This window comes from Streptomyces drozdowiczii (genome assembly GCF_026167665.1).
Lineage (GTDB): Bacteria > Actinomycetota > Actinomycetes > Streptomycetales > Streptomycetaceae > Streptomyces > Streptomyces drozdowiczii_A.
This window is the reverse complement of sequence record NZ_CP098740.1, coordinates 7,185,371-7,207,950: the sequence shown is the minus strand read 5'-3', so window position 1 is coordinate 7,207,950 and position 22,580 is coordinate 7,185,371. Positions and strand designations below refer to the sequence as shown.

Annotated in this window: 21 protein-coding genes and 2 pseudogenes; 20 read left to right on the top strand and 3 right to left on the bottom strand. The window is 73.9% G+C overall.

What is annotated here, in order from left to right; all coding sequences use genetic code 11:
- The first annotated feature begins 9 nt into the window (after positions 1-9).
- On the top strand, positions 10-564 hold the full coding sequence (gene tpg / locus NEH16_RS32560) for a telomere-protecting terminal protein Tpg (RefSeq protein WP_073969587.1): 555 nt from the start codon (positions 10-12) through the stop codon (positions 562-564).
- 213 nt (positions 565-777) lie between these two features.
- On the opposite strand, the gene NEH16_RS32555 is transcribed toward tpg, so the two are convergent.
- Complete coding sequence (locus NEH16_RS32555; RefSeq protein WP_265546748.1) at positions 778-1,734, bottom strand: ScbA/BarX family gamma-butyrolactone biosynthesis protein; 957 nt, start codon at positions 1,732-1,734, stop codon at positions 778-780.
- 443 nt (positions 1,735-2,177) lie between these two features.
- On the opposite strand from NEH16_RS32555, the gene NEH16_RS32550 reads away from it, so the two are divergent.
- The 9 genes and pseudogenes from NEH16_RS32550 to NEH16_RS32510 all read left to right on the top strand — a co-directional run bounded on the left by NEH16_RS32550 (position 2,178) and on the right by NEH16_RS32510 (position 10,051).
- Positions 2,178-2,762, top strand: a complete 585-nt coding sequence (locus NEH16_RS32550) for a ScbR family autoregulator-binding transcription factor (protein ID WP_265546746.1) — start codon at positions 2,178-2,180, stop codon at positions 2,760-2,762.
- Positions 2,763-3,113: 351 nt separating this feature from the next.
- Entirely contained in the window at positions 3,114-3,920 is an 807-nt protein-coding gene (locus NEH16_RS32545; RefSeq protein WP_265546745.1) for an AfsR/SARP family transcriptional regulator, read from the top strand.
- A 139-nt stretch (positions 3,921-4,059) separates the two neighbouring features.
- The gene (locus NEH16_RS32540) at positions 4,060-5,988 is read left to right on the top strand and encodes a condensation domain-containing protein (protein ID WP_343299528.1); all 1,929 of its coding nucleotides are present in this window, start codon (positions 4,060-4,062) and stop codon (positions 5,986-5,988) included.
- Between the two features lie 84 nt (positions 5,989-6,072).
- Entirely contained in the window at positions 6,073-6,270 is a 198-nt protein-coding gene (locus NEH16_RS32535) for an acyl-CoA carboxylase subunit epsilon (protein ID WP_265546742.1), read from the top strand.
- Between the two features lie 40 nt (positions 6,271-6,310).
- On the top strand, positions 6,311-7,897 hold the full coding sequence (locus tag NEH16_RS32530) for an acyl-CoA carboxylase subunit beta (RefSeq protein ID WP_265546740.1): 1,587 nt from the start codon (positions 6,311-6,313) through the stop codon (positions 7,895-7,897).
- A 108-nt stretch (positions 7,898-8,005) separates the two neighbouring features.
- Positions 8,006-8,838: pseudogene (locus NEH16_RS32525) on the top strand (AfsR/SARP family transcriptional regulator).
- A gap of 43 nt (positions 8,839-8,881) precedes the next feature.
- Positions 8,882-9,529, top strand: a complete 648-nt coding sequence (locus NEH16_RS32520; protein WP_265546738.1) for a ScbR family autoregulator-binding transcription factor — start codon at positions 8,882-8,884, stop codon at positions 9,527-9,529.
- A 1-nt stretch (position 9,530) separates the two neighbouring features.
- Positions 9,531-9,647 (top strand): annotated as a pseudogene (locus tag NEH16_RS32515) (acyl carrier protein); the annotation flags it as partial.
- Between the two features lie 128 nt (positions 9,648-9,775).
- A complete protein-coding gene (locus tag NEH16_RS32510; protein ID WP_265546736.1) occupies positions 9,776-10,051 on the top strand; it encodes an acyl carrier protein in 276 nt (91 codons plus the stop codon).
- On the opposite strand, the gene NEH16_RS32505 is transcribed toward NEH16_RS32510, so the two are convergent.
- Complete coding sequence (locus NEH16_RS32505) at positions 10,033-11,022, bottom strand: AfsR/SARP family transcriptional regulator (RefSeq protein ID WP_265546735.1); 990 nt, start codon at positions 11,020-11,022, stop codon at positions 10,033-10,035. The two genes, NEH16_RS32510 and NEH16_RS32505, sit on opposite strands and share 19 nt — an antisense overlap.
- A 304-nt stretch (positions 11,023-11,326) precedes the next feature.
- Between NEH16_RS32505 and NEH16_RS32500 the strand changes: the two genes are divergently transcribed.
- The 6 genes from NEH16_RS32500 to NEH16_RS32475 all read left to right on the top strand — a co-directional run bounded on the left by NEH16_RS32500 (position 11,327) and on the right by NEH16_RS32475 (position 16,757).
- On the top strand, positions 11,327-12,148 hold the full coding sequence (locus NEH16_RS32500; RefSeq protein WP_073969577.1) for an AfsR/SARP family transcriptional regulator: 822 nt from the start codon (positions 11,327-11,329) through the stop codon (positions 12,146-12,148).
- A 94-nt stretch (positions 12,149-12,242) separates the two neighbouring features.
- A complete protein-coding gene (locus NEH16_RS32495; RefSeq protein ID WP_265546734.1) occupies positions 12,243-13,007 on the top strand; it encodes a thioesterase II family protein in 765 nt (254 codons plus the stop codon).
- Positions 13,004-14,269, top strand: a complete 1,266-nt coding sequence (locus NEH16_RS32490) for a beta-ketoacyl-[acyl-carrier-protein] synthase family protein (RefSeq protein WP_265546732.1) — start codon at positions 13,004-13,006, stop codon at positions 14,267-14,269. The genes NEH16_RS32495 and NEH16_RS32490 overlap by 4 nt, the downstream gene beginning before the upstream one ends.
- The gene (locus tag NEH16_RS32485) at positions 14,266-15,519 is read left to right on the top strand and encodes a beta-ketoacyl synthase N-terminal-like domain-containing protein (protein WP_073969574.1); all 1,254 of its coding nucleotides are present in this window, start codon (positions 14,266-14,268) and stop codon (positions 15,517-15,519) included. The genes NEH16_RS32490 and NEH16_RS32485 overlap by 4 nt, the downstream gene beginning before the upstream one ends.
- Positions 15,520-15,593: 74 nt before the next feature.
- Entirely contained in the window at positions 15,594-15,857 is a 264-nt protein-coding gene (locus NEH16_RS32480) for an acyl carrier protein (RefSeq protein WP_073969573.1), read from the top strand.
- A complete protein-coding gene (locus tag NEH16_RS32475) occupies positions 15,858-16,757 on the top strand; it encodes an MBL fold metallo-hydrolase (protein WP_265546730.1) in 900 nt (299 codons plus the stop codon).
- Positions 16,758-16,772: 15 nt separating this feature from the next.
- Here the strand turns inward: NEH16_RS32475 and NEH16_RS32470 are convergent, their stop codons facing one another.
- Entirely contained in the window at positions 16,773-17,261 is a 489-nt protein-coding gene (locus NEH16_RS32470; RefSeq protein ID WP_073969571.1) for a nuclear transport factor 2 family protein, read from the bottom strand.
- 156 nt (positions 17,262-17,417) lie between these two features.
- Here NEH16_RS32470 and NEH16_RS32465 point away from each other — a divergent pair, with 156 nt between their 5' ends.
- From NEH16_RS32465 to NEH16_RS32450, 4 genes are all read left to right on the top strand, one after another.
- Entirely contained in the window at positions 17,418-18,992 is a 1,575-nt protein-coding gene (locus NEH16_RS32465) for a class I adenylate-forming enzyme family protein (RefSeq protein ID WP_265546729.1), read from the top strand.
- A 43-nt stretch (positions 18,993-19,035) separates the two neighbouring features.
- Positions 19,036-20,739 carry an FAD-dependent oxidoreductase gene (locus NEH16_RS32460; protein WP_265546728.1) on the top strand — a complete coding sequence of 568 codons (1,704 nt, stop codon included), beginning with the start codon at positions 19,036-19,038 and terminating at the stop codon, positions 20,737-20,739.
- Positions 20,736-21,530: an SDR family NAD(P)-dependent oxidoreductase gene (locus tag NEH16_RS32455; protein WP_265546726.1), complete on the top strand. Its 795-nt coding sequence runs from the start codon at positions 20,736-20,738 to the stop codon at positions 21,528-21,530. Before NEH16_RS32460 ends, NEH16_RS32455 begins: the two co-directional genes overlap by 4 nt.
- A gap of 62 nt (positions 21,531-21,592) precedes the next feature.
- Positions 21,593-22,549, top strand: coding sequence for an aromatase/cyclase (locus NEH16_RS32450; protein WP_265546724.1), 957 nt, complete (start codon positions 21,593-21,595; stop codon positions 22,547-22,549).
- Positions 22,550-22,580: the final 31 nt, after the last annotated feature.

Genomic DNA, 22,580 nt, shown 5'->3' with positions numbered 1-22,580 from the left:
AACCAGCCGATGAACACGGTCGGGGAAGGTCTCGACGAGGCGGTCCAGCGGGCGTTCACCCGGCCCGCGCCCAAGTCGGCCGGTGCGCAGATGCGGTACCTCGTCAAGCAGCTCAAGGGCACCAGGGCCGCCGCCGAACTGCTGGGGATCACCCAGCGCACGGTCGAGCGGTACGTACGCAACCAGCTGAAGAAGCCCCGTCCGGATCTGGCCGCCCGCCTGGACCGCGAGGTCAAGCGGCGTTGGCAGCCGCAGATCCAGGCGAAGGCCCGCAAGGCGGCGGCCACCACCGGGGGCATCGTCATCGACACCCGGGCCCGGTTCGGATACACGGCGGCGCCCGGCTCCACCGACGACGCCCGGCTGCGCCACCTCACCGTGGCGCTCCCGCCCACGTACGCGGCCCGGCTCTTCGAACTCCGGGAGCAGGGCGGCAGCGACCGGCAGCTCCAGGAGGTCGCGGCCGAGGGCTTGCAGGAGATCTACTTCAAGGACGGCGGGCGCCGGGCGCAGGGGCTGCTCGTGGAGTACACCGACCTGGAGCATGTGGCCTTCGACCTCTGACGGGCGTCGGGCGGGGCCGTTCGACGCGCCCGTACGCGGAAGGCGCGGCCCTCTCGTGGGGGCGGCCTTCCGCGTACGGGCGCGAGCGGGTTCTTCGGTCGCTTCGGTCGCTGTGGTGCGGCGTGTGCGGGCGTGACCTGCGATGATCTCGCGCGGGCGGGTCAGCGACCCAAGGCGGTACGAGGGTGGGGTCCGGGCGGCGGGCGGGGCCGCCTAGTCGACCGGGCCGGTCAGCACCGAGGTGAAGACGTTCTTGCCGTCCTGGTGGCCGGTGACCTCCACGGTGACCATGTTGCCGGATTCGTGCTCGACCCGGGTCACCTCGATCCAGCAGGGCCGGTCGAGTTCGGCGTACTGGTGGAAGTCGTTGGCGGCGGCGGCCGGGGTGAACGTCCGGGGCGCCATCACGGCGCAGGCGGCCTGCCGGGCCGCTTCGAGCAGGACCATGCCGGGCACGTGGTCGCCCTTGTGGTCGAAGAGGATCGGGTGGTCGAGGTCCGGGGTGAGCAGCCAGCGCGGGCTGCCGCCGGGTGCGGCGCCGGGGGCGGGGGAGAGCACGACGTCCGTGGTGAACGGCCGGCCGACCATGGCCGGAGGAAGCGGATTGCGGGCCGGGTGCGGCTCGGTGAGGGGCGGTTGGGCGGCGCTGTTCTGGCGTAACCGGTTGTAGACGGCCGGCGGGATCACGGAGATCTGCCCCGTGCCGCCCGCCAGGGAGCGACCGCCCCGGCGGAGCGCGAACTCGAAGGCGACGCGGCTGGCGATACCTCTGCGCCGGACGATGTCCGTGCACCGGGTGTCGAGGTCGAAGTCGGTGGGGCCCGAGGCGATGAGCAGGTTCTCCGGGTCGGCCGTGTACGTGATGCTCGACATGACGAAGTTGTGGCCCAGCGGTACGCCCAGCTCGACGTGGGAGACGTAGATGCCTGCCTGCCGGAACGTTTCGGCGATCTGGAGCGGGTCGTGGCTCGTGCCGTCCTGGCTCCGGAACATGGTGTGGGCGCGGGGCCATTGGCCGGTCAGTGCGAAGTTCATCCCGTCCCGCGAGTCGCAGCCGGTGAGGAACACCTCCGCGACGGAGTCGCGGTGTACGTACTCCTTCGCGACCGTGCTGGTCAGCCGCGGTGCGGCCGGGAGTGCGGTTCTGGCTTCAGCAGTGGTGAGACTCATGGGGCCCCCGTCTGGACTTGAAACCTGTGTTCGGCGACGCCACTTAAGATACGGACCTACCGGTTTTCTTCAATCGGGCCAAAAGTAAAGACTTTACCAAGAGTCAAGCGTTTACTTGAATATCAGGTTCCGTTTCAGGTCCACGAGCGCGCAGTTGGCCCTTCGTGATGAGGTAGAAAAGCGACATAAGGCGCATGCCTCCCTTGCGTTGCCCGCCGTCACCGCTTTCATCGGCTCAGGAAGAAACCTATCGGACGGTTTCTTTTGTTGGTTCACGGTGCATTTTTCGGAGAGAACGACTGGAGAAACCAACTGGTGCCCGTCGGCAGCTAAACCAACCAGCCGTGCGGTTTGCTAGGGTGCGCACGAGTCAGTATGGAGAATCCAGGGTGAATCGGACGGCTTTGCGCCGCGGTTCCCCGCCCCGCCCGGAGGAGGACACGATGGTGAAGCAGGCGCGGGCGGCTGTGACGCGTCAGGCCCTCATCTCGGCCGCGGCGGAGGTCTTCGGCGCCGACGGGTACGCGATGGCGACGCTCCCGGTCATCAGCGGCCGGGCAGGCGTGAGTTCGGGCGCCCTGCACTTCCACTTCCCCAACAAGGACGCGCTGGCGGCCGCCGTGGAGGACGCCGCCGCGGAGTCCGCCCTCGCGCTGACCGAGGAGAGCGCGCTTACCGCCGAGGGCGGCCGGCTCCCGGGGCTCGTCGCCGCCGTGGGCCGGCTGATGGACGCGGTCACCGACGACCCGGTCGTGCGCGCGGGCTTCCGGTTGGGCGGCGACCCCTCGCGCAAGAGCGAGGCCAAGCTGCACGACTGGTGGTACGAGTGGGTGCGCGACGCCCTGGTCCAGGCCCGCGCCGACGGGGAGTTGGCCGAGGACGTCTCGGCCGAGGACGCGGCGGTGGTCATCGTGGCGGCGACGCTCGGCCTGGAGACCCTGGGCGCGGTCGACCGGTACTGGCGGTCCGCGGAGCGGCTGGTCCAGCTGTGGTCGTTCGCGCTGCCGAGGCTGAGCCCGGCGGAGTAGGGCCGTCGGGCCACCGGAGGTGGCGGGGCGCTTCCGCGTACCTTGCCGACCCTCGCCGTCGTGTCATCGGCACGCCTCCCTCCTCGTAAAACAGTCCACCCGGTCTGGTAATTCGGGCGCCTGGTGGTGGGGTCCGGGTCCTTCCGGGACCTCCAACCCCCTGCTCTTTGTCCGCTTTTGGGGAAACTTATCGGATCAAGGTGACCGTGCCTCAAGGATCGCTGGCGCTCCACACGAGAGCAAACAGGGCGCACGGTTTGGTATTGACATACCGCTCGTGCTGTTTTTAAATCGTTCCGTCAGCAGAAGTTCCGGGCCGTTCCGGCGGCCGGGGGATGACGGGGAGACCGCGTGGACATCGACGTACTCGGCACGCTCGCCGTGCGGGAAATGGGCACTTCGATCACACCGACCGCGCCCAAGCCCCGGCAGGTGCTTGCCCTGCTGGCCCTGCACGCCGACGAGGTGGTGCCCGTGGGCACGCTCACCGAGGAGCTGTGGGGGAGCGAGCCGCCGCGCAGCGCCCGGCCCACGCTCCAGACCTACATCCTCCAACTGCGCGAACTGATCACCGCCGCGCTCGAACAGCACGGCGACGACACCCGCACCGCCAAGGACGTCCTGCTCACCGTTCCCGGAGGCTACTTACTCAAGGGCGGCGAAGGCGGCCACGACGTGCAGGAGTTCGAGCGGCTGGCCGGCATGGGATACCGGGCCATGGACGCCGAGGACTTTCCCGAGGGCGCCCGGCTGCTCCGTGAGGCGCTGGCCCTGTGGACCGGTCCGGCGCTCGCCGACGTACACACCGGGCCGCACCTGGACACCCAGATCAAGCGGCTGGAGGAGAGCCGGCTCTGTGCCCTGGACCAGCGCATCGAGGCCGATCTCAAGCTGGGCCGCCACCGCGAACTGCTCTCCGAACTCACCGTCCTGCTCAGCCGGTACTCCACCCATGAGAGCCTGTGCGGCCAGTACATGCTGGCCCTCTACCGCTCCGGGCGGCGCGGCGAGGCGCTGGACGCCTACCAGCGGCTGCGGTCCACGCTGGTCCGCACGCTCGGGCTCGAACCCTCGCCCGCGCTGGCCAAGTTGCAGCGCTCCATCCTCATGGCACGGCCCGAGGGCGTCGCGGGGGCGAGCGGAGTACGGCTCGCCTGAGAGGGCAGCCGTACCGGCTGAGGGAGGGCACGTCATGCGGTGCACACGGGGTCAGGGCCCCGATGAGTGACGATCCGGTGCTTGCGGTGGTCCTCGCACCGGTGCCCGCCGCCTCCGGCCCGTCCGTCGAGGCGGAGCTGTGCGGTCCCCTGGACCCGGGCCGGGCCGAGGCGGTGGCGGCGCGGGTGACCCAGCGTCATGCCCGCACGGTGACCGCGGAGGCGTCCGGTACCGGGCGCCACACCCTGCGCATCGCCCCCACGCACGGCGGTCGGGGCAGGCCCGGAGCCGCGGTGTTCGCCGACGTCCTGGCGCTGGCGGGCGGCGCGCGCGACACCGTCGCGGTGGCCGGCCACCAGCAGGACCTGATCCGCGCGGCCGTCGAGGAGCCGGCGGGCGGGCACGTCGGACAGGTCGCCTGGAACTGGACGGGGCCCGTCGACCTCGCCCGGTTCACCGCTGCCTGGCTGTCCGTCGCCGACCGGGAGACCGTGCTGCGGGCGGCCTTCGACTGGACGCACCTGCCCCGCCTGGTGCTGCACGAGTGGGCGGAGATCGACGTCGCCCACCTCGCACACGGCGCCGTCTCCTGGAGCGACCTGATCGAGCGCGACCGTCTGCGCGGCTTCGCACCGCACCGCCCCGGCCTGCTGCGCGTGACCCTGATGGAGGGGCCGCCCCGGCCCGGGGCACCCGTGCGCCCACCCGGGTCCTGCTCACCTATCACCGGGCGCTGCTGGACGAGCGCGGCGTCCACCTGCTCCTGCGGGAGTTCTACCGGGCCTACGCGCGCGGCGGCACCCTGCCCGGCCGCGAGCGGCGGCCCGATGTGCGCGACCACGCCCGTTGGCTGGCCCGGCAGCGGACCGAGGGCGCCCGCGCCTACTGGGCGACGGCCGCCCCGGCCCCGGAGCCGGCCGTCCCCGAGGCCCCGGACGACGGATTTCCGGCCGGGGACAGCGGCGTCGGACGCGTCCACCGGCGGCTGCGGCCGCCCCAGACCACCCGGCTGCGCACCTGGGCCGCGATGCGCGGGGCGGGGGAGTCCAGCGCCCTGCACGCCGTGTGGGCGCTGCTGCTGTACCGGGCGGCCGGTGCGGTCGGCCCGGTGCCGGTCAGCTTCGGCGTGCACCTGTCGGCCCGGGACATCCCGATGGAGGGTGCCGCGGGCATTCCGGGGCTGCTGGGCAACCCGCTGCCGATGACGGTCACCGTCGACCCCGCCGAGCCGGTGGCCGGTCTTCTCGGGCAGGCGCGTGACGCCGCGCTGGACCTGGCCGTCCACGCCTGGGTGCCGGCCGACCGGGTCCGGGTCTGGACCGGCCGGAACCCCGATGCCGAACTCTTCGAGACCGGGGTCGTGTTCGACAACCGGGTCGAGCTGCCTCCGGCGCTGCTCGCCGAGCTGCGCGCCCAGGGCGTCGAGGTGGACGCCCCGCGCAGCATCAGCGCCCACCCCGGACTGCCGCTCACCCTCGCCGCCCGGCACGACGCGGACGGCGGGCTCGCCCTCACGGTGCGCCACGACCGCCGCTGCCTGGGGGACATGGACGCGTCCGCGCTGCTCTCGCACTGCGTGCGCCTGCTGAGGTCGCTGCCGGACCACCGCGACCCGCAGTCCGCCGTCGGCGATCTCCTCGAACTACTCCGGGGCTTCGAGGTGCCCCGCGTGCTGCCCCGCCCGCCCGTGCCGGAGGGGCCCGATCTGGCGGTGCTGCGCGCCGGGGACCCGTCGGCCGACACGATCGTGCTGGTGCGGACGCCGGGGGTGCCCATGGGCGCGTACGAGGCACTGGCACGCCATCACCGGGGCCCGGAACGGATCGTGAGCCTGCGGGCGGCGCGGCCGGGGGACCCTTCGTCGCTGCCCCGGCTGCTGGGGGCCGAGGGGCCCGGGCGGCTGGTGCTGTGCGGGGCCGGGCCGGGGGGCGCGGCCGCGTACGAGATGGCGTGCGCGGCTGCCGAGGGCACGGTCGCGGCCGTGGTCATGACGGGGGTCGGCAGCGGGACGGGCTGTGCCCGTGCGCTGGCGGCGGGGCTGAAGTCCGTCCGTGCGGGGAGCCGTTGACCGTTTGTCGAGCGGTTATCCAGTGGAGCCGGAGCGGTGCTCCAGCGGGGTGGCCGATGCTGCCGTAAACGCTGGAGGTGGGGTATGGGCGGTCCGGGACCGGCGGTGTCCGCGTTGCGCATCGAGCGCGGACGGGCCACCGAGGAGGAGCTTGCCGCGCTCACGGTGGTGCTGCTCGCCCTGCGCGCGGGCGGCGGCGGGCAGCGGGACGAGGCCCCGGCGGGGCGCGTCCCGGGGTGGAGCCCGGCGCCCGTCTACCGGGCTCCGCGCAGCTGGCGATAGTGCGGCAACGCATTCCAGGAAGGGACCTGACGACATGTCGATGACCACTTCCCCCGTCCCGGAACTGCTGGGGCAGGCCGGACTCCGCGGCCGCGTGGCGGAACTGCGCGAGATCCACGCGGCGGCGGAGCGCGGGCCCGGTGACCGGGCGACCGAGGTGCAGCACGCCAAGGGCAAGCTGACGGCGCGCGAGCGCATCGAGCTTCTTTTCGACCCCGGTTCCTTCCATGAGGTGGAGCAGCTGCGCCGGCACCGGGCGACGGGTTTCGGTCTGGAGGCGAAGAAGCCGTACACGGATGGTGTGGTCACCGGTTGGGGGACGGTGGAGGGCCGGACGGTCTTCGTGTACGCGCACGACTTCCGGATCTTCGGCGGGGCGCTGGGCGAGGCGCACGCGACGAAGATCCACAAGATCATGGACATGGCCATCTCGGCCGGTGCGCCGCTGGTGTCCCTGAACGACGGCGCGGGCGCCCGTATCCAGGAGGGTGTTTCCGCGCTCGCCGGGTACGGCGGGATCTTCCAGCGGAACACGCGCGCCTCCGGGGTCATCCCGCAGATCAGCGTGATGCTCGGCCCGTGCGCGGGCGGTGCGGCCTACAGCCCCGCCCTCACCGACTTCGTGTTCATGGTCCGTGAGACCTCGCAGATGTTCATCACCGGTCCGGACGTCGTGAAGGCGGTCACCGGCGAGGAGATCACCCAGAACGGCCTGGGCGGCGCGGACGTCCACGCCGAGACCTCGGGCGTCGCGCACTTCGCGTACGACGACGAGGAGACCTGCATCGCCGAGGTCCGCTATCTGCTCTCCCTGCTGCCGCAGAACAACCGCGAGAACCCGCCCCTGGCACCGACCGCCGACCCGGCCGACCGACGCTCGGACACCCTCCTCGATCTGGTGCCGGTGGACGGCAACCGCCCGTACGACATGGCGGAGGTCATCGAGGAACTGGTGGACGACGGCGAGTATCTGGAGGTCCACGAGCGCTGGGCCCGCAACATCATCTGCGCCCTGGCCCGGCTGGGTGGCGAGGTGGTGGGCATCGTGGCCAACCAGCCGAAGTCGCTGGCCGGGGTGCTGGACATCGAGGCTTCCGAGAAGGCCGCGCGCTTCGTGCAGCTCTGCGACGCCTTCAACATCCCGATCGTGACGCTCCTCGACGTGCCCGGCTTCCTGCCCGGCGTCGACCAGGAGCACGGCGGCATCATCCGGCACGGCGCCAAACTGCTGTACGCGTACTGCAACGCCACCGTGCCCCGTATCTCGCTGATCCTGCGCAAGGCGTACGGCGGGGCCTACATCGTCATGGACAGCCAGTCCATCGGTGCGGACCTCACCTACGCCTGGCCCACCAACGAGATCGCGGTCATGGGTGCCGAGGGCGCCGCCAACGTCATCTTCCGGCGGCAGATCGCGGAGGCCGAGGACCCCGAGGCGATGCGCGCCCGCATGGTCAAGGAGTACAGGACCGAGCTGATGCACCCTTACTACGCAGCCGAGCGCGGGCTCGTGGACGACGTCATCGACCCGGCCGGGACGCGCGAGGTCCTGATCGCCTCGCTCGCGATGCTCCGCACCAAGCACGCCGACCTGCCGGCCCGCAAGCACGGCAACCCCCCGCAGTAGAGGCTCCCCGGATCTCCCTTGTAAACAGGGCACGCGGTTTGGTATTGACAAACCGCGCGCCCTGTTTTTAGCTTCGCTGATGAGTCGTGCGTGAAGAGGGGGAGCACCATGGACATCGAAGTACTCGGCGCGCTGGCCGTCACCGAGGGCGGGGTCTCGGTCACCCCGACGGCGCCGAAGGCCCGGCAGGTGCTGGCGCTCCTGGCCGTGCACGCCGACCGCGTGGTCTCCGTGCCCGACCTGATCGAGGAGCTGTGGTGCGGGAATCCGCCGCGCAGTGCCCGTACCACCTTGCAGACCTACGTGTTGCAGGTGCGCGAGCTCATCGCCGCGGCCCTGGAACGCGCCCCGGGCGACGCCTCGTCGCGTACGGCCAAGGACGTCCTGGTCACCGCCCCCGGCGGGTACGTGCTGCACACCTCGGGCGGCACCGTCGACGTCCGCGAGTTCGAACGGCTGGTGGGCTGCGGCTACCGCACGAGCGACGCGGGCGACTACCGGCGCGCCGCACGCGAACTGCGCGACGCGCTCGCCCTGTGGACCGGCTCCCCCTCGTCGACGTACGGACGGGGCCGCGGCTGGACATGGAGATCCGGCGCCTGGAGGAGACCTGGCTGTGCGCCCTCGACCAGCGCATCGACGCCGACCTGCGCCTCGGCCGCCACCGCGAGCTGCTGAGCGAACTCACGGTCCTGGTCAGCCGCTACCGCACGCACGAGAACCTGCACGCCCACTACATGGTCGCCCTGCACCGCTCGGGCCGGCGCAGCGAGGCGCTGGACGCCTACCACCGGCTGCGGACCAGGCTCGTCGGTGAGCTGGGGCTCGAGCCATCCGCAGGGCTGCAACGACTGCAGCGCTCCATTCTGAAGGCCGGGTCCGCACCGGCACCCGGGACGGCCGCCGCCGACACCGGCGAGCGGCTGACCCAGGTCGGCTGAGCGCCGGCCGAGCGCAGGGGTCCCACGTCCTGGGAGGGCGAAAATGCAGGAGAGGTCGGAGCGCACCAGGCGCCGGCTCATCGACGCCGCGGCGGAGCTGTTCACCCGGAGCGGGTACGCGAGTGCCACGCTCGGCCAGATCGCCGCCGCCGCGGGCGTGACCAAGGGGGCGCTGTACTTCCACTTCCCGTCGAAGGACGCGCTGGCCGACGCGGTGGCGCTGCACGGCAGCGCCCTGCTCGGGGAGTTCCTGGACGAGCGGCGGGCCACCGGCGACGGGCCGGTGCAGCGCCTCATCGACCTCACGCACTGGCTGACCCTGGTCCGCCGCGACGACCCGGTCGCCCGGGCCGCCTTCCGGCTGGCCGACGACGGTGTGGACGGGCCCGCCGGCACCGGCGGCCTGCGCCGGGCCTGGCTCGCCGAGGCCCGGCGCCTGCTGGACGAGGCCGACGCGGCCGGGGAGCTGAGCGGCGACGCCCGGGGCGACGGCGCCGAGGCGCTGCTCGCCGCCCTGCTGTACGGAATCGCGCCGCCCGGTACGGACCGGACCGCCGGGGCCGGGGTGCGGCCGGAGGACGGCGGGGCGCTCTGGCAGCTGCTGCTGCCGGTGCTCGTGGGCCCCGGGCGGACCGGCCGCTACCGCACGGTGCCGCCACGCCCCCGGGCCGAGGCCGTGCGGGCCGCGTGACATGGTCTCCGCCCCCGCCGATGTCCTGGCCACGCTGCTCGGCCTGCTGGCGGACGTCATCCGGCGCGACGCGGGCACCCTGCGCTCCTGGCAGCCGTTCCCGGAGATCGGCCTCGACTCGCTGCTCGGCACGGAGTTCGTGGCGACCGTCAACGCCCGTTTCGGCACCGCCATCAAGGGGCGGCCGTCCTGGACCACCCCTGCCTGGAGGCGTTCGCCCTGCATGTGGCGAGGGAGGCGCGGTGCGTGGCGGCGCCCGCTCCCGTCGTCGCCCCGGCCGCGCCGCCGTGCCGTCCGCTGCCCTCGGCCGACGAACTGCGCGAGGAGCTGGCGCAGGTGCTGGCCTGCGATCCGTGGGACCTGGACCCCCGCACCCCGTTCAGCGATCTGGGGGTCGACGCCCGGGCGGGCGCGGAGTTCATGACGGCGGTCAACCGGCTGTACGGGCTACGGGAGCGCGCCGTCGTCCTCCACGACCACCCGGACCTCACCGCACTCGCCGCTCACCTCGCCACCGCCTGAGAGCCCGCCGCCTGAGAACCTGTCGCCTGAGGGCCCGCCGTGGCCGCGCTCAGCCGGCGGGTCAGCTCCAGCTGCTGCCTGGCCAGCTCGTCCACCCGGCGGCGCAGCCGGTCCAGTTCGTCCAGGACGCCGGGGGCCACGGGCGCGGCCAGGCCGGGGGAGTGGGTGAGCACCGACTCCAGGCGGCCGCGCAGCGCCGGGCCCGGTTCGATGCCGAGGGCGGCGACCAGGCGGCGCCGGGCCCGCTCGTACACGCCGATGGCCTCCGCCTGGCGGCCGCTGCGGTACAGGGCGACCATGAGCAGGTCGTAGAAGCGCTCGCGCAGCGGGTGGTCGGCGGTCAGCCGTTCCAGGTCGCCGATGCACTCGCCGTGCCGCTCGCAGCGCAGCCGCGCCTCGTACAGCGCCTCCAGCGTCGTGAGCCGCATCTCGTCCAGCCGGTCGGCCTCCGCCGCGCACACCGGGCCCCTGCGGCAGTCCTGCAACGCCGGTCCGCGCCACAGCTCCAGGGCACCGTGCAGGATCTGCGCCGCCCGCGCCGGGTCGGTGGCGACGGCCGCCCGCCCCTCGGACGAGCGCCGGGTGAAGCGCTGGACGTCGGTGGAGGCGCCGCCCAGGTCGAGCAGGTAGCCCGTCGGCAGGGTGCTGATCCACACATGGCCGTAGTCGCCGGGCGTGGGCAGCAGCCGCCGCAGCCGGGCCACATGGGCCTGAAGCGCGTTCGCCGCGTTCCCGGGAGGGGCCCCGTCCGCCCCGTCCCACAGCTCCGCCGCCAGCCGGTCCACGTCGAGCAGCACCCCGGCGTGTGTGACGAACGCGGCGAGCAGCGCGCGCTGTTTGGAACCGGCCGGGACGATGTCCGCGCCCCCGGTGGCGTCGTGGACCATGACCGGGCCCAGCAGCCGGAACTCCACGGGGCTGTTCGCGGCGGACCGCGCCGCATCCGGGCGTGGAGTGGCGAGGACGCTCATCGGGTGGCTCCCCCTCGTAATCCGGTCACGGCATGGACGGTAACGACCGGCCGGTGGCCGGGGGAGGCCGCCCGAGCGCCCCTCCAGCCGTCGTCTGCGTGTTCTCGAGACGGCGCTCCACGGGGCGCAATCCGGCCGCAATGCCTGCTTGGAAAGCCGCTCGAACGCTGATCGAGAGAATGAGGCGCACGGTGTGGCCGGGGCTAGCGTGCCTGGCGCCGACGGCTTTCGGCCACGGGGGCGAAGGCGCCGGCGCACGCGATCACGGCCGGGTCCACCCCGGCCGGTCCTTGGGGAGGCCACCGTGCGCATACAGGTTCTGGGTCCGTTGAGTGCCGAGGTCAACGGGATGTCGATCGTGCCCACCGCGGGCAAGCCGCGACAGCTCCTCGCGCTGCTCGCCTTCCATCCGGGCCGCGTCGTGCCCGTGCCCACCCTCATGGAGGAGATCTGGGGCAGCAACTCGCCGCAGAGCGCCATGACCACCCTTCAGACGTACATCCTCCAATTACGCCGCCGGCTCGGCACCGCCATGGGGCCCGACACCCCCGGCGCCGCCAAGGAGGTCCTGGCCACCCGGCACGGCGGCTACCTGCTCCAGATCCCGCCGGACGCCGTCGACGTGCACCGTTACGAGGAGCTGGTGACGGCCGGGCGCGGCGCCTTCGACCGGGGCGAGGACGTCCGGGCCTCCTCGCTGTTCGGCGAGGCGCTCGCCATGTGGCAGGGCTCCGCGCTGGTCGACGTACGGCTGGGACCGGTCCTCGACATCGAGGTGATGCGGCTGGAGGAGTCCCGCCTGGTCACCGTCGAGCGGCGCATCGACGCGGATCTGCGCTGCGGCCGGCACACCGAGGTCCTCGCCGAACTCACCGACCTGATCATGCGCCACCCCCAGCACGAGGGGCTGCACTCGCAGGCGATGGTCGCCCTCTACCGGTCCGGCCGCCAGGCCACCGCCCTCGACGTCTACCGCAGGCTGAGGCTCCGACTCGTGGAGGAGCTGGGCGTGGAGCCGTCGCCGCAGATGCAGCGGCTGCACCGGGCCATGCTCACCGTCGACCCCGCGCTCGACGTGCTCAGCGGGCCGCGCGGACTGTCCACGTTCGATCTGTACGCGGCCTGAGCCGAGGTCCAGCACCGTTCTAGCGGGAGTTGCCAGGCTGCGGTCGGGGAGGGCCCAGGCCGAGGGCCCGGACTCCTACGCGAGAGGACGGCCCATGCCCGACGAACGGCCCGTACGGCTCCACTGCTTCGCGCACGCCGGAGCGGGAGTCTCCGCCTTCTACGGCTGGGGCCCGCGCCTCGGCCCCGGCGTCGAGACCGTGCCGCACCTGCTGCCCGGCCGCGAACGCCGACGCTCCGAGCCGCGCCTCACCCGCCCCGCCGGCCTGCTCGCGGACCAGCTGCCCCACTTCACCGGGGAGAGCGGCGAGAGCGGCGAAGCCCCGTACATCCTGTACGGGCACAGCCTCGGCGCCCTCGTCGCGTACAGCGTCACCCGGGCCCTGCACGAGGCGGGGCTCCCGGGGCCCGCGCTGCTCGTCGTCGGCGCCTGCCCGCCGCCCGACGAGCTGTCCGCCCTGGCCGACCAGTGCCGGGCGGGCGACGAGGAGCTGCTGCGCATGCTCGGCGAGGCGGGCGCCCTGCCCACGCGCGCCCGGCCCGGCGACTTCTGGCACCAGACCGTGCTGCCGGTGCTCCGCGACGACCTCGTCCTCGCACACGAACTGCGGACGGCCGCCCGCGAACCCTCGCCCGCCGGGCCGCTCACGGTCCCCGTCCTCGCGGTCGCCGGAGCCGACGACCCGCTGGCGCAGCCGGAGGCCATGGCGCAGTGGCGCGCCTGGACCACCGGCCCCTTCGCCGTCCGCACCGTGCCCGGCGACCACTTCTTCCTGCGGGGTCACGAGCTGCCCCGGCTGGTGGGCCGCGCCGCCCGCGTGGTGCGGCGGCTCGCCCCGCAGCCGGCGGGTGTCCGATGAGGCGGGTCGTCATCACCGGGGTGGGGGTGGTCGCCCCGGGCGGCACCGGCACCGCCGCGTTCTGGTCGCTGCTGACGGAGGGCCGTACCGCCACCCGCCGCATCACCCGCTTCGACGCCGCGTCGTTCCGGTCCCGGATCGCCGCCGAGGCCGACTTCGACCCCGCGCACTACGGCTTCGACGCCGCCGATGCCCACCGCCTGGACCGGGTCGCGCAGTTCGCGCTCACCGCCGCCCGCGAGGCCGTCGCCGACAGCGGCATCGACCTGGCGGCCGGGGGCGAGCGCACCGGCGTCTCGCTGGGCACCGCCGTCGGGTGCAGCAGCGGGCTCGACGAGGTGTACGCGCATGTCAGCGAGGGCGGCGAACACTGGCTGCTGGACCCGGCCCGCGCGGAGGAACGGCTCGGGGACTACCTCGTGCCGAGCTCCGTGGCCGCCGAGGTCGCCCGGGACGCCGGGGCGCTCGGCCCCGTCGCCGTCGTCTCCACCGGGTGCACCTCCGGCCTCGACTCGCTCGGGCACGCCGCGGAGCTCATCCGCGAGGGCAGCGCCGACGTGATGCTGGCCGGTGCGTCCGAGGCGCCGATCACCCCGATCACCCTGGCCTCCTTCGACGCGATCCGGGCCACCTCCGCGCGCAACGACGAGCCGGAGACCGCCTCGCGCCCCTTCGACCGGACCCGGGGCGGCTTCGTTCTCGGCGAGGGCAGCGCCGTACTCGTGCTGGAGGAGTACACGCACGCGGTGCGCCGGGGGGCGCATGTGTACGCGGAGATCGCGGGGTTCGCCAGCCGCTCGAACGCGTACCACATGACCGGACTGCGCCTGGACGGGCGGGAGATGGCGGAGGCCGTCCGTACCGCCCTGGACGAGGCGCGGCTCGACCCGTCCGCCGTGGACTACGTCAACGCGCACGGCTCGGGCACGAAGCAGAACGACAAGCACGAGACGGCCGCCTTCAAGGCCAGCCTGGGCGAGCACGCCTACCGGGTGCCCGTCAGCTCGATCAAGTCGATGATCGGGCACTCGCTCGGCGCGATCGGCTCCCTGGAGATCGCCGCGTGCGCGCTGGCCATCGAGCACGACACCGTGCCGCCCACCGCCAACCTCCACGAGCCCGACCCGAGCTGCGACCTCGACTACGTGCCGCTCGTCGCCCGCGAGCAGCGCACCGACACCGTCCTCAGTGTCGGCAGCGGATTCGGCGGCTTCCAGAGCGCGATGGTGCTCACCGCACCCCGGACGGAGGCGCACCGATGACCGTCACCGCCCCGGAGACAGACGCCCCCGCCCGCACCGCGACCGCGGCCGTCACCGGCATCGGGATCGCCGCGCCCGGCGGCGTCGGCACCGAGACCTGGTGGTCGGCGGTCCTGCGCGGGCACCGCGCGATCGGCCCCGTCACCCGGTTCGACGCCTCCGGCTACCCGGCCGTCCTCGCCGGCGAGGTCACCGGCTTCGAGGACGCGGCGCACGTCCCGGCCAAGCTGCTGCCGCAGACCGACCGCGTCACGCGGCTCGCCCTCGCGGCGGCGGCCGAGGCCATCACGGACGCGGACATCGACCCGTCGGCCCTGCCCGAGTACGGCATGGGCGTCGTGACCGCCAACGGCGCGGGCGGCTTCGAGTTCGGTCAGCGCGAGCTCCAGGAGCTGTGGAGCAAGGGCAGCCGGTACGTCGGCGCCTTCCAGTCCTTCGCCTGGTTCTACGCCGCCAACTCCGGGCAGATCTCCATCCGGCACGGCCTGCGCGGCCCCAGCGGTGTCGTCGTCTCCGAGCAGGCGGGCGGCCTCGACGCGATGGCCCAGGCCCGGCGCCAGCTGCGCAAGGGCGGCCGGGCCGTCCTCACCGGAGGCTTCGACGCGACGGTGTGCCCGTGGGGCCTCACCGCCCAGCTGGCCGCCGGGGGCCTGAGTACCCGGCGCGACCCGGCCGACGCCTATCTGCCGTTCTCCGCCGACGCCTCCGGGCACGTCGTGGGGGAGGGCGGCGCCCTGCTCGTCGTGGAGGACGGCGACGCCGCGCACGCCAGGGGGGCCCGCGTCCTCGGCACCGTCGAGGGCTGCGCCGCCACCTTCGACCCGGCGCCCGGACGCGGCGCGCCCCGCCTGCTCGACGCCGCGCGCCTCGCCCTCGCCGACGCCCGGGTCGACGCGGCGGACGTGGACGTGGTCTTCGCGGACGCCGCCGGGGACCGGGACGCCGACCGCGCCGAGGCCGCCGCGCTCACCGCGCTCTTCGGCCCGTACGGGGTGCCGGTGACGGCCCCGAAGTCGCTGTTCGGGCGCCTCGGTTCGGGCGGGTCCGCCCTCGATCTGGCGGCGGCCCTGCTCGCCCTGCGTGACCAGGTCGTCCCGCCGGGCGCACCGGTCGGGCGGCTCGCCGACGACTGCCCGGTGGACCTGGTGACCGGTGCGCCACGCCCGGCGCGGCTGCGGCACGCGCTGGTCCTCGCCCGGGGCCGGGGCGGCTTCAACGCGGCGGCTGTGGTGCGCGCGCCCCGCGCGTGAGCGCCGTACATCTCTGAGCGCCGTACACCTCTATGCACCACCCGAACGCACACCCGTACCAGGAGGGGAACACCGTGGACCGCCTGAACCTGACCGACCTTGCCGCCCTGCTGCGCGACGCCGCCGGCAGCGACGAGGGCGTGCCGCTGGACGAGGCCGCCCAGGACACCCTCTTCCTCGACCTCGGCTACGACTCGCTGGCCCTGCTCCAGGTCACCGGCGTCATCGAGCGCGATCACGACGTGGCGCTGGACGAGGAGGCGCTGGACGAGGCGCAGACCCCGCGCGCGTACCTCGACCTCGTCAACGGGGCGCTGGCCGCCCGGACGGCGGCCTGAATGACGGACGGCCGGCTCACCGAGATCGCCGACGGCGTCCACGCCCACGTCCAGGGCGACGGCGGCTGGTGCCTGAACAACTCCGGGCTGCTCGCCGGCGGCGGTGAGAGCGCGCTCGTCGACACCGTCGCCACCGCGGGCCGGGCCCGCGCCCTGCGCGCCCGGGTCCTGGCCGTCGCGGACCGGCCGCCCCGGTACCTGGTCAACACGCACTTCCACGGCGACCACACCTTCGGCAACTGCGTCTTCCCCGAGGCGGTCGTCGTCGGCCACGCGCGGGCCCGGGACGAGGCCGCCGCGGCGGGGCTGCACCTGACGGGGCTCTGGCCCGAGGTGCGCTGGGGGGAGCTTGAGGTCGTCGTCCCGCAGGTCACCTTCGAGGAGCGGATGACCCTGTACGTGGGGGAGCTGCGGGCCGAACTCCTGCATGTGGGGCCCGCGCACACCTGCGGCGACACCGTGGTGTGGCTGCCGGACCAGCGCGTCCTGTTCGCCGGTGACGTGGTGATGAACGGCGTCACCCCGTTCTGCCCCATGGGCTCGGTCAGCGGCTCCCTGCGCGCCCTCGCCGCGTTGCGCGCCCTGGAACCGCTCACGGTCGTCCCCGGCCACGGCCCCGTCGGCGGCCCGGAACTCCTCGACGCCGACGCGGGCTACTTCCGCCGCCTCCAGGAGCTCGCCCGCGAGGGCGTCGCCGCCGGCCTGACCCCGTACGACGTCGCCCGGGAGGCGGGGCCCGGGCCGTACGCCGGGCTCCTGGACGCCGAGCGCCTGGTGCCCAATCTGCACCGGGCGTACGCGGAGGAGCGCGGCGCCCTCCCGGGCGCGCCCCTCGACATCGGGGCGCTGTTCCGGGAGATGGCGCGGTACCACGGCGGTCTGCCGGTCTGCCGCGCCTGACGCCTCCGCGCATCCTCAGACGAGCACCGGGGCCGGGTAGCCGGCGGTGAGGTCGTCCCGCGACACCACGCGGCTCCGTACCCGCAGCCGGCCCCGGCAGCGCACCAGTTCGTCCGCCATCACACAGAACCGCGACACCACCGGCACACCGCCCCGGGGCGTCGCGAAGACCAGCGCGTAGGCCCGGGTGTGCAGGACGCCGCCGGGGCGGGCGTCCACGTCGAGCATGCCGATCCAGTGGCGCAACTGCCCGCCCTCGCGCTCCTGACGGGCCCGGTTGCGGTGGACGTTGGCGGCCAGCTCCGCACGCCCGTGCACCGGGCTGTCCAGGGTGGGCACGCTGAACACGGCGTCCTCGGTGAAGGTGGCGGCCCAGCGCTCGGCCTCGTGCCGGTCGAAGAGCTGCATCTGATGGGCGTAGAACTGCTGCACCTCGGCGTACAGCGAACCGAATTCCGAGGTGTCCGGCGCCGGGCCGGTGAGGTGCGTGGTGTCGGCCGTCATCGTGTCTTCCTTTTCCTCCGAGGGGTCTTCGGGCGGTTCTCCGTCACCTTCCGTGGTGCTGATCGAGCGCTCTTCGAAGATTCCTCAAGCGCACCGGCGGAGGGTGAAGGCAATCCGGAGGTAAAGGCCGCCGGTGGACGACGGAAGGGGACCCCGGTGCGCGACACCCCGTACGGCGAACTCCTGGTGGACGGACTGCTGCGGCGCGCCACGCGGCGCGACCCCGACGGCACCGCCGTGCGCACCGCGACCCGCGTGCTGCGCTTCGCCGAACTCGACGCCTACGCCGACCGGATCGCCGGTTGGCTCTCCTCGGCGGGCGCCGGCCGCGGCACCCGGGTCGCGGTCACCCACACCCTCACCCCGGAGTTCGCCGCCGCGTACCACGGGGTCGTGCGGGCCGGGGCCGCGGTCGTCCTGGTCAACCCGCTGCTCCCGCCGGACGGGCTGCGCCATGTGCTCGCCACGTCGGGCGCCGGGATCGTCCTCGCGCCCGCCACCACCGCCGCCACCCTGACGAGGATCGCGCCCGGGTTGCCCGCCTTGCGCACCGTGGTGGCCATGGACGGGCAGGCCCCCGCCGGCACCGCCCCCCTGCACGAGCTGATCGCCGGGGCGCGGCCGTACGCCGGGCCCGCCGCATCGCCGGACGACGTGGCGTGCGTGCAGTTCACCACCGGGACGACCGGCGCCCCCAAGGGCGTCCTGCTGACCCATCGCAACGTGGTCGCCAACGCCTGGCAGACCGCCGACGCGCACGGCCTGACCGGCGCCTCGGTGACCCTCAACCACCTGCCGCTCTACCACGTCATGCACCTCAACTCGGCCCTGTACGCGGGCGCCTGCCAGGTCCTCTGCCAGGACCCGGACCCCTACGCATCGCTCGGCGCCGCCGCCGACGCGGGCGCCACGCACTACTACGGGCTGCCCGCCCGGCTGCACGCCCTGGCCGCCGACGAGCGCCTCGCGGCGGGCGGTGCGCCGGACGGGCTGCGGCTGACCGCCGTGCTGTCCGGCGGATCGGCGCTGCGGCCGCAGGCGGCGGGGGTCCTCGAGCAACGGCTCGGGGTGCCCGTCATCCAGGGGTACGGCATGGCGGAGCTGTCCCCGCTCACGCACAGCCAGCGGCCCGGCCGCTACCGCCCCGGCACCGTCGGTTCCGTCGTCGCGGGCACCGAGTGCCGCATCGTGGACCTGACGACCCGGCGCCCGCTCGGCCCCTGGTCGGTCGGTGAGGTCCTGGTGCGCGGGCCGCAGCTGATGGCCGGTTACCTGGACGAGGCGCACCCCGCCCGGGTGGACGCGGACGGCTTCTTCGCGACCGGTGACGTCGGCCGCCTGGACGACGAGGGCAACCTCAGCCTGGTCGACCGGCTCGCCGATGTCTTCAAGTACGACAACGAGATCGTCTCGCCCAGCCGCATCGAGCGGATACTCGCAGACGACCCCCGGGTCGCCGACTGCCTGGTCGCGGACTGGCCCGACCCCGAGCACGGGGCCCTGGTCTGGGCCGGGATCGTGCTGCGCGAGGACGCCGGGGCGGGCGGCGACCCCTACGGCCACGGCGTCCTCGACGTGCTCGACGCCATCACCGAACGCGCCAACGACCGCCTCGGCCGCTTCGAGCAGATCCGCTTCGCGGAGGCGATCGACACCGTGCCGCGCACGCCCACCGGGAAGCCCCGACGGCGCGCCGTGCGGCAGAAGCTGCGCGCCAGCGCCGCGCTGTGACCGTCCGACCCTCTGTTCCGCCACCCACCCCGGGAGACCGACCATGGTGAACTCCGGCACGGAGCCGGCCGTCCCGCCGCAGGTGCTGATCGCGGGCGCCGGGCCCGTCGGCCTGACCGCCGCCCACGAACTGGCCCGCCGCGGCCTGCGGGTCCGCCTCATCGACGCGGCCCCCGGCCCGGCGCGCACCAGCCGCGCCGTCGCCACCCACCCGCGCACCCTGGAGACGTACGACCAGATGGGCGTCGTGGACGCCATGCTCGCCCGGGGCCGCCGCAACGCCGCCTTCACCATGTACGCCGAGGGCCGCCGCCTGGTGCGCCTCCAGGCCGACTACGGGACGATGCCGACCGCGTACCCCTTCACGCTGGTCATCGGCCAGACCGACACGGAGGCCGTACTGCGCGAGGCGGTGGCCCGGCTCGGCGTCGACATCGAGTGGGGCGTCCGGCTCACCGGCCTCGACCAGCGCCCGGACGGGGTGCGCGTGACGCTGGAGGACGCCGACGGGGCCCGGAGCACCGCGGACGCCTCCTGGCTGGTCGGGTGCGACGGCGGCCACAGCACCGTCCGCAAACTCCTCGGCCTGGAACTCGCCGGCACCAGCAGCGAGACGTGGATGCTCGCCGACGTGCCCGTCACGATGGACCTGCCGCCCGACACCATCTACTGGGCGCACACCGGCGGACAGGCGCTCATGATGGTGCCGTACGCGCGCGAGGGCCACTGGCGCCTCCTCGACACCGTGCCGGACCGCGACGCGGAGGGCGTCGAGGAACGCCTGAGCGCGAAGCTGTCCAAGGGCCTCGGCCGCCAGGTCACCGTCGGGCCCAGCGAGTGGACGTCCGTCTTCACGTTCCAGCAGCGCAGGGTCGACCGGATGCGCGAGGGCCGGGTCTTCGTCGCGGGCGACGCCGCCCATGTGCACAGCCCCGCCTCCGGCCAGGGCATGAACACCGGCATCCAGGAGGCGTACAACCTGGCCTGGAAGCTTGCCCAGGTCGAGCAGGGCCACGCGGCAGACCGGTTGCTCGACAGCTACGGCGCCGAGCGCGTGCCCATCGGCGCCGCCCTGCTCGACTCCACCCGCACGGCCACCGTCCTCGTGCAGCTGAAGAACCTGCTGGCCGCGGCCGTGCTGCCCGTCGTCTTCACCGTCGTCCGCAACGTCACCCCGCTGCGCCGCGCCATTCAGCGCAAGGTCCTCGGCGGAATGTCCGGGCTGCGCATCGGTTACGGCGACTCGCCGCTCACCACCGCGGGGACCGCCGCCACCGGACCAGCCCCGGGCGGCCGCGCCCGGGCCGTCGCGCTGGACGGCCTGGAGCCCACCGTGCGCGAGGCGTTCGCGCGCGAACTGCGGGACGTGCGGTGGAGCCTGCTGCTCGGGGCGGGCGGCACCGGACCCGGCGACGTGCCCGTGGGCGTCGCCGTCACCGCGGCGGCCCAGTACGCGGAATGGCTCTCCGTGCGCACCCTCGGCGGCCGCGCCGACGGCTCCGAGGGGCCCGCGCCGCTCGCCGACCCGGACGCGGCGCTGCGCACCGCGCTCGGCCTGCGCCCCGGCGCCTGGCTCCTGGTGCGCCCCGACGGGTACGTCGCCGCGCGCGGACCCGTGCTCAGCCGGACCGCGCTGGACCGGGCGCTGGAACCGGTCGGGCCGTCCGCCCCGCTCGCGCTGCCGGCCCGTGTGGAGCCGCGCGCCGTTTCCGTACACCCGGCCACGACGAAGGAGCACCGCTCATGACCGCCACCCCCGAGACCCGTCCCGTCGCCCTGGTGACCGGCGGCACGAGCGGCATCGGCCTGGAGGTGGTCCGTACGCTCGGCCGCGCCGGCCACCGCGTCTTCCTCTGCGCCCGCACCGACGCGGCCGTCAAGGAGACCGTCGACGCCCTGCGCGACGAGGGCCTGGACGTCTCCGGGCAGGCCGCCGACGTGCGCTCCCGCGAGGACGTCGCCGCCCTGGTGCGCGCCGCCGTCACCGCGTACGGGCCGCTCACCGTCCTCGTCAACAACGCCGGGCGCAGCGGGGGCGGCGTGACCGCCGAGCTGACCGACGAGCTCTGGTACGACGTCATCGACACCAACCTCAACAGCGTGTTCCTGGTGACCCGCGAGGCGCTGGCGAACGGCGGGCTCCAGGACGCCGCCGCCCGGGGCCGGATCATCAACATCGCCTCCACCGCCGGCAAGCAGGGCGTCCTGCTCGGCGCTCCGTACAGCGCGTCCAAGCACGGTGTCGTCGGCTTCACCAAGGCGCTCGGCCGCGAGCTGGCGCCGACCGGGGTCACCGTCAACGCCGTCTGCCCCGGCTACGTCGAGACCGCGATGGCCGAGCGGGTGCGCGCGGGGTACGCCGCCGCCTGGGACACCACCGACGAGGACGTCCTCGCCCGCTTCGAGGCGAAGATCCCGCTCGGGCGCTACTCCACCCCGGAGGAGGTCGCGGCCCTGGTCGGCTATCTGGCGTCCGGGCCCGCCGCCTCCATCACCGCGCAGGCCCTCAACGTCTGCGGCGGCCTGGGCAACTTCTGACCCTCCCGGACCGCCCGCGCCGCGCGGGCGGGGTCCACGAACAACCGAGAAAGAGGTGTGTGGTGTCGGACGTACGTGTGCACCGGACGAGGCACAGTGTCGACGTGGACGCCCAGCCGGGCGTCGTCTACGGGCTGATCGCGGACGCCGAGCGCTGGCCGCTGTTCTTCCCGCCCAACGTGCATGTGGAGCGCCTGGAGTTCGACGGCCGCGACGAGCGGCTGCGGATGTGGGCGACCGCCAACGGCGACGTGCGGTCCTGGCTCTCCGAGCGGGCCCAGGACCCGGCGGCGCGCCGCATCACCTTCCGGCAGACCCGGCCGCAGGCCCCGGTCGAGACCATGGAGGGCACCTGGATCGTCGAGGAGCGCCCCGGCGGCGGGACCCGGCTGGTCCTGCTCCACGACTTCACCGTCGCCGGGGACCGTTTCGAGGACGTGCGCTGGGTCGAGACCGCGACCGACACCAACTCCCGGGCGGAGTTGGCGAGTCTGAAGGGGATCGCGGAGCGCTGGACCGTCCTGGACGACCTCGTGCTGTCCTTCGAGGACTCGGTGCGCGTCCACGGCCCCGCCGAGCTGGTGTACGACTTCCTGTACCGCATCGGCGACTGGCCCGAGCTGGTCCCGCACGTCTCGCGCCTCGACTTCACCGAACCGGCGCCCGGCGTCCAGGTCATGGCGATGGACACCGTCACCGCCGACGGGAGTACGCACACCACCGAGTCCGTCCGCATCTGCTTCCCGCACGCCGGGCGCATCGTCTACAAGCAGACCGCCACCCCCGCTCTGATGGAGGCGCACACCGGCGAGTGGTCCGTGGTGCCCGACGCGACCGGCGTCACCGTGGTCTCCCAGCACACCGTCGTCCTCCGCGAGAGCGCCGTCGAACAGGTCCTGGGCGCGGGCGCCGGACTGCCCCAGGCCCGGCGTTACGTACGCGAGGCGCTGGGCCGCAATTCCACGGCCACGCTCAACCTGGCGAAGCGGCATGCGGAGACCGCGGTCCGGATGCTGTGAGACCCCCTGGGCCGTGTCCGGAGCGCCCGTG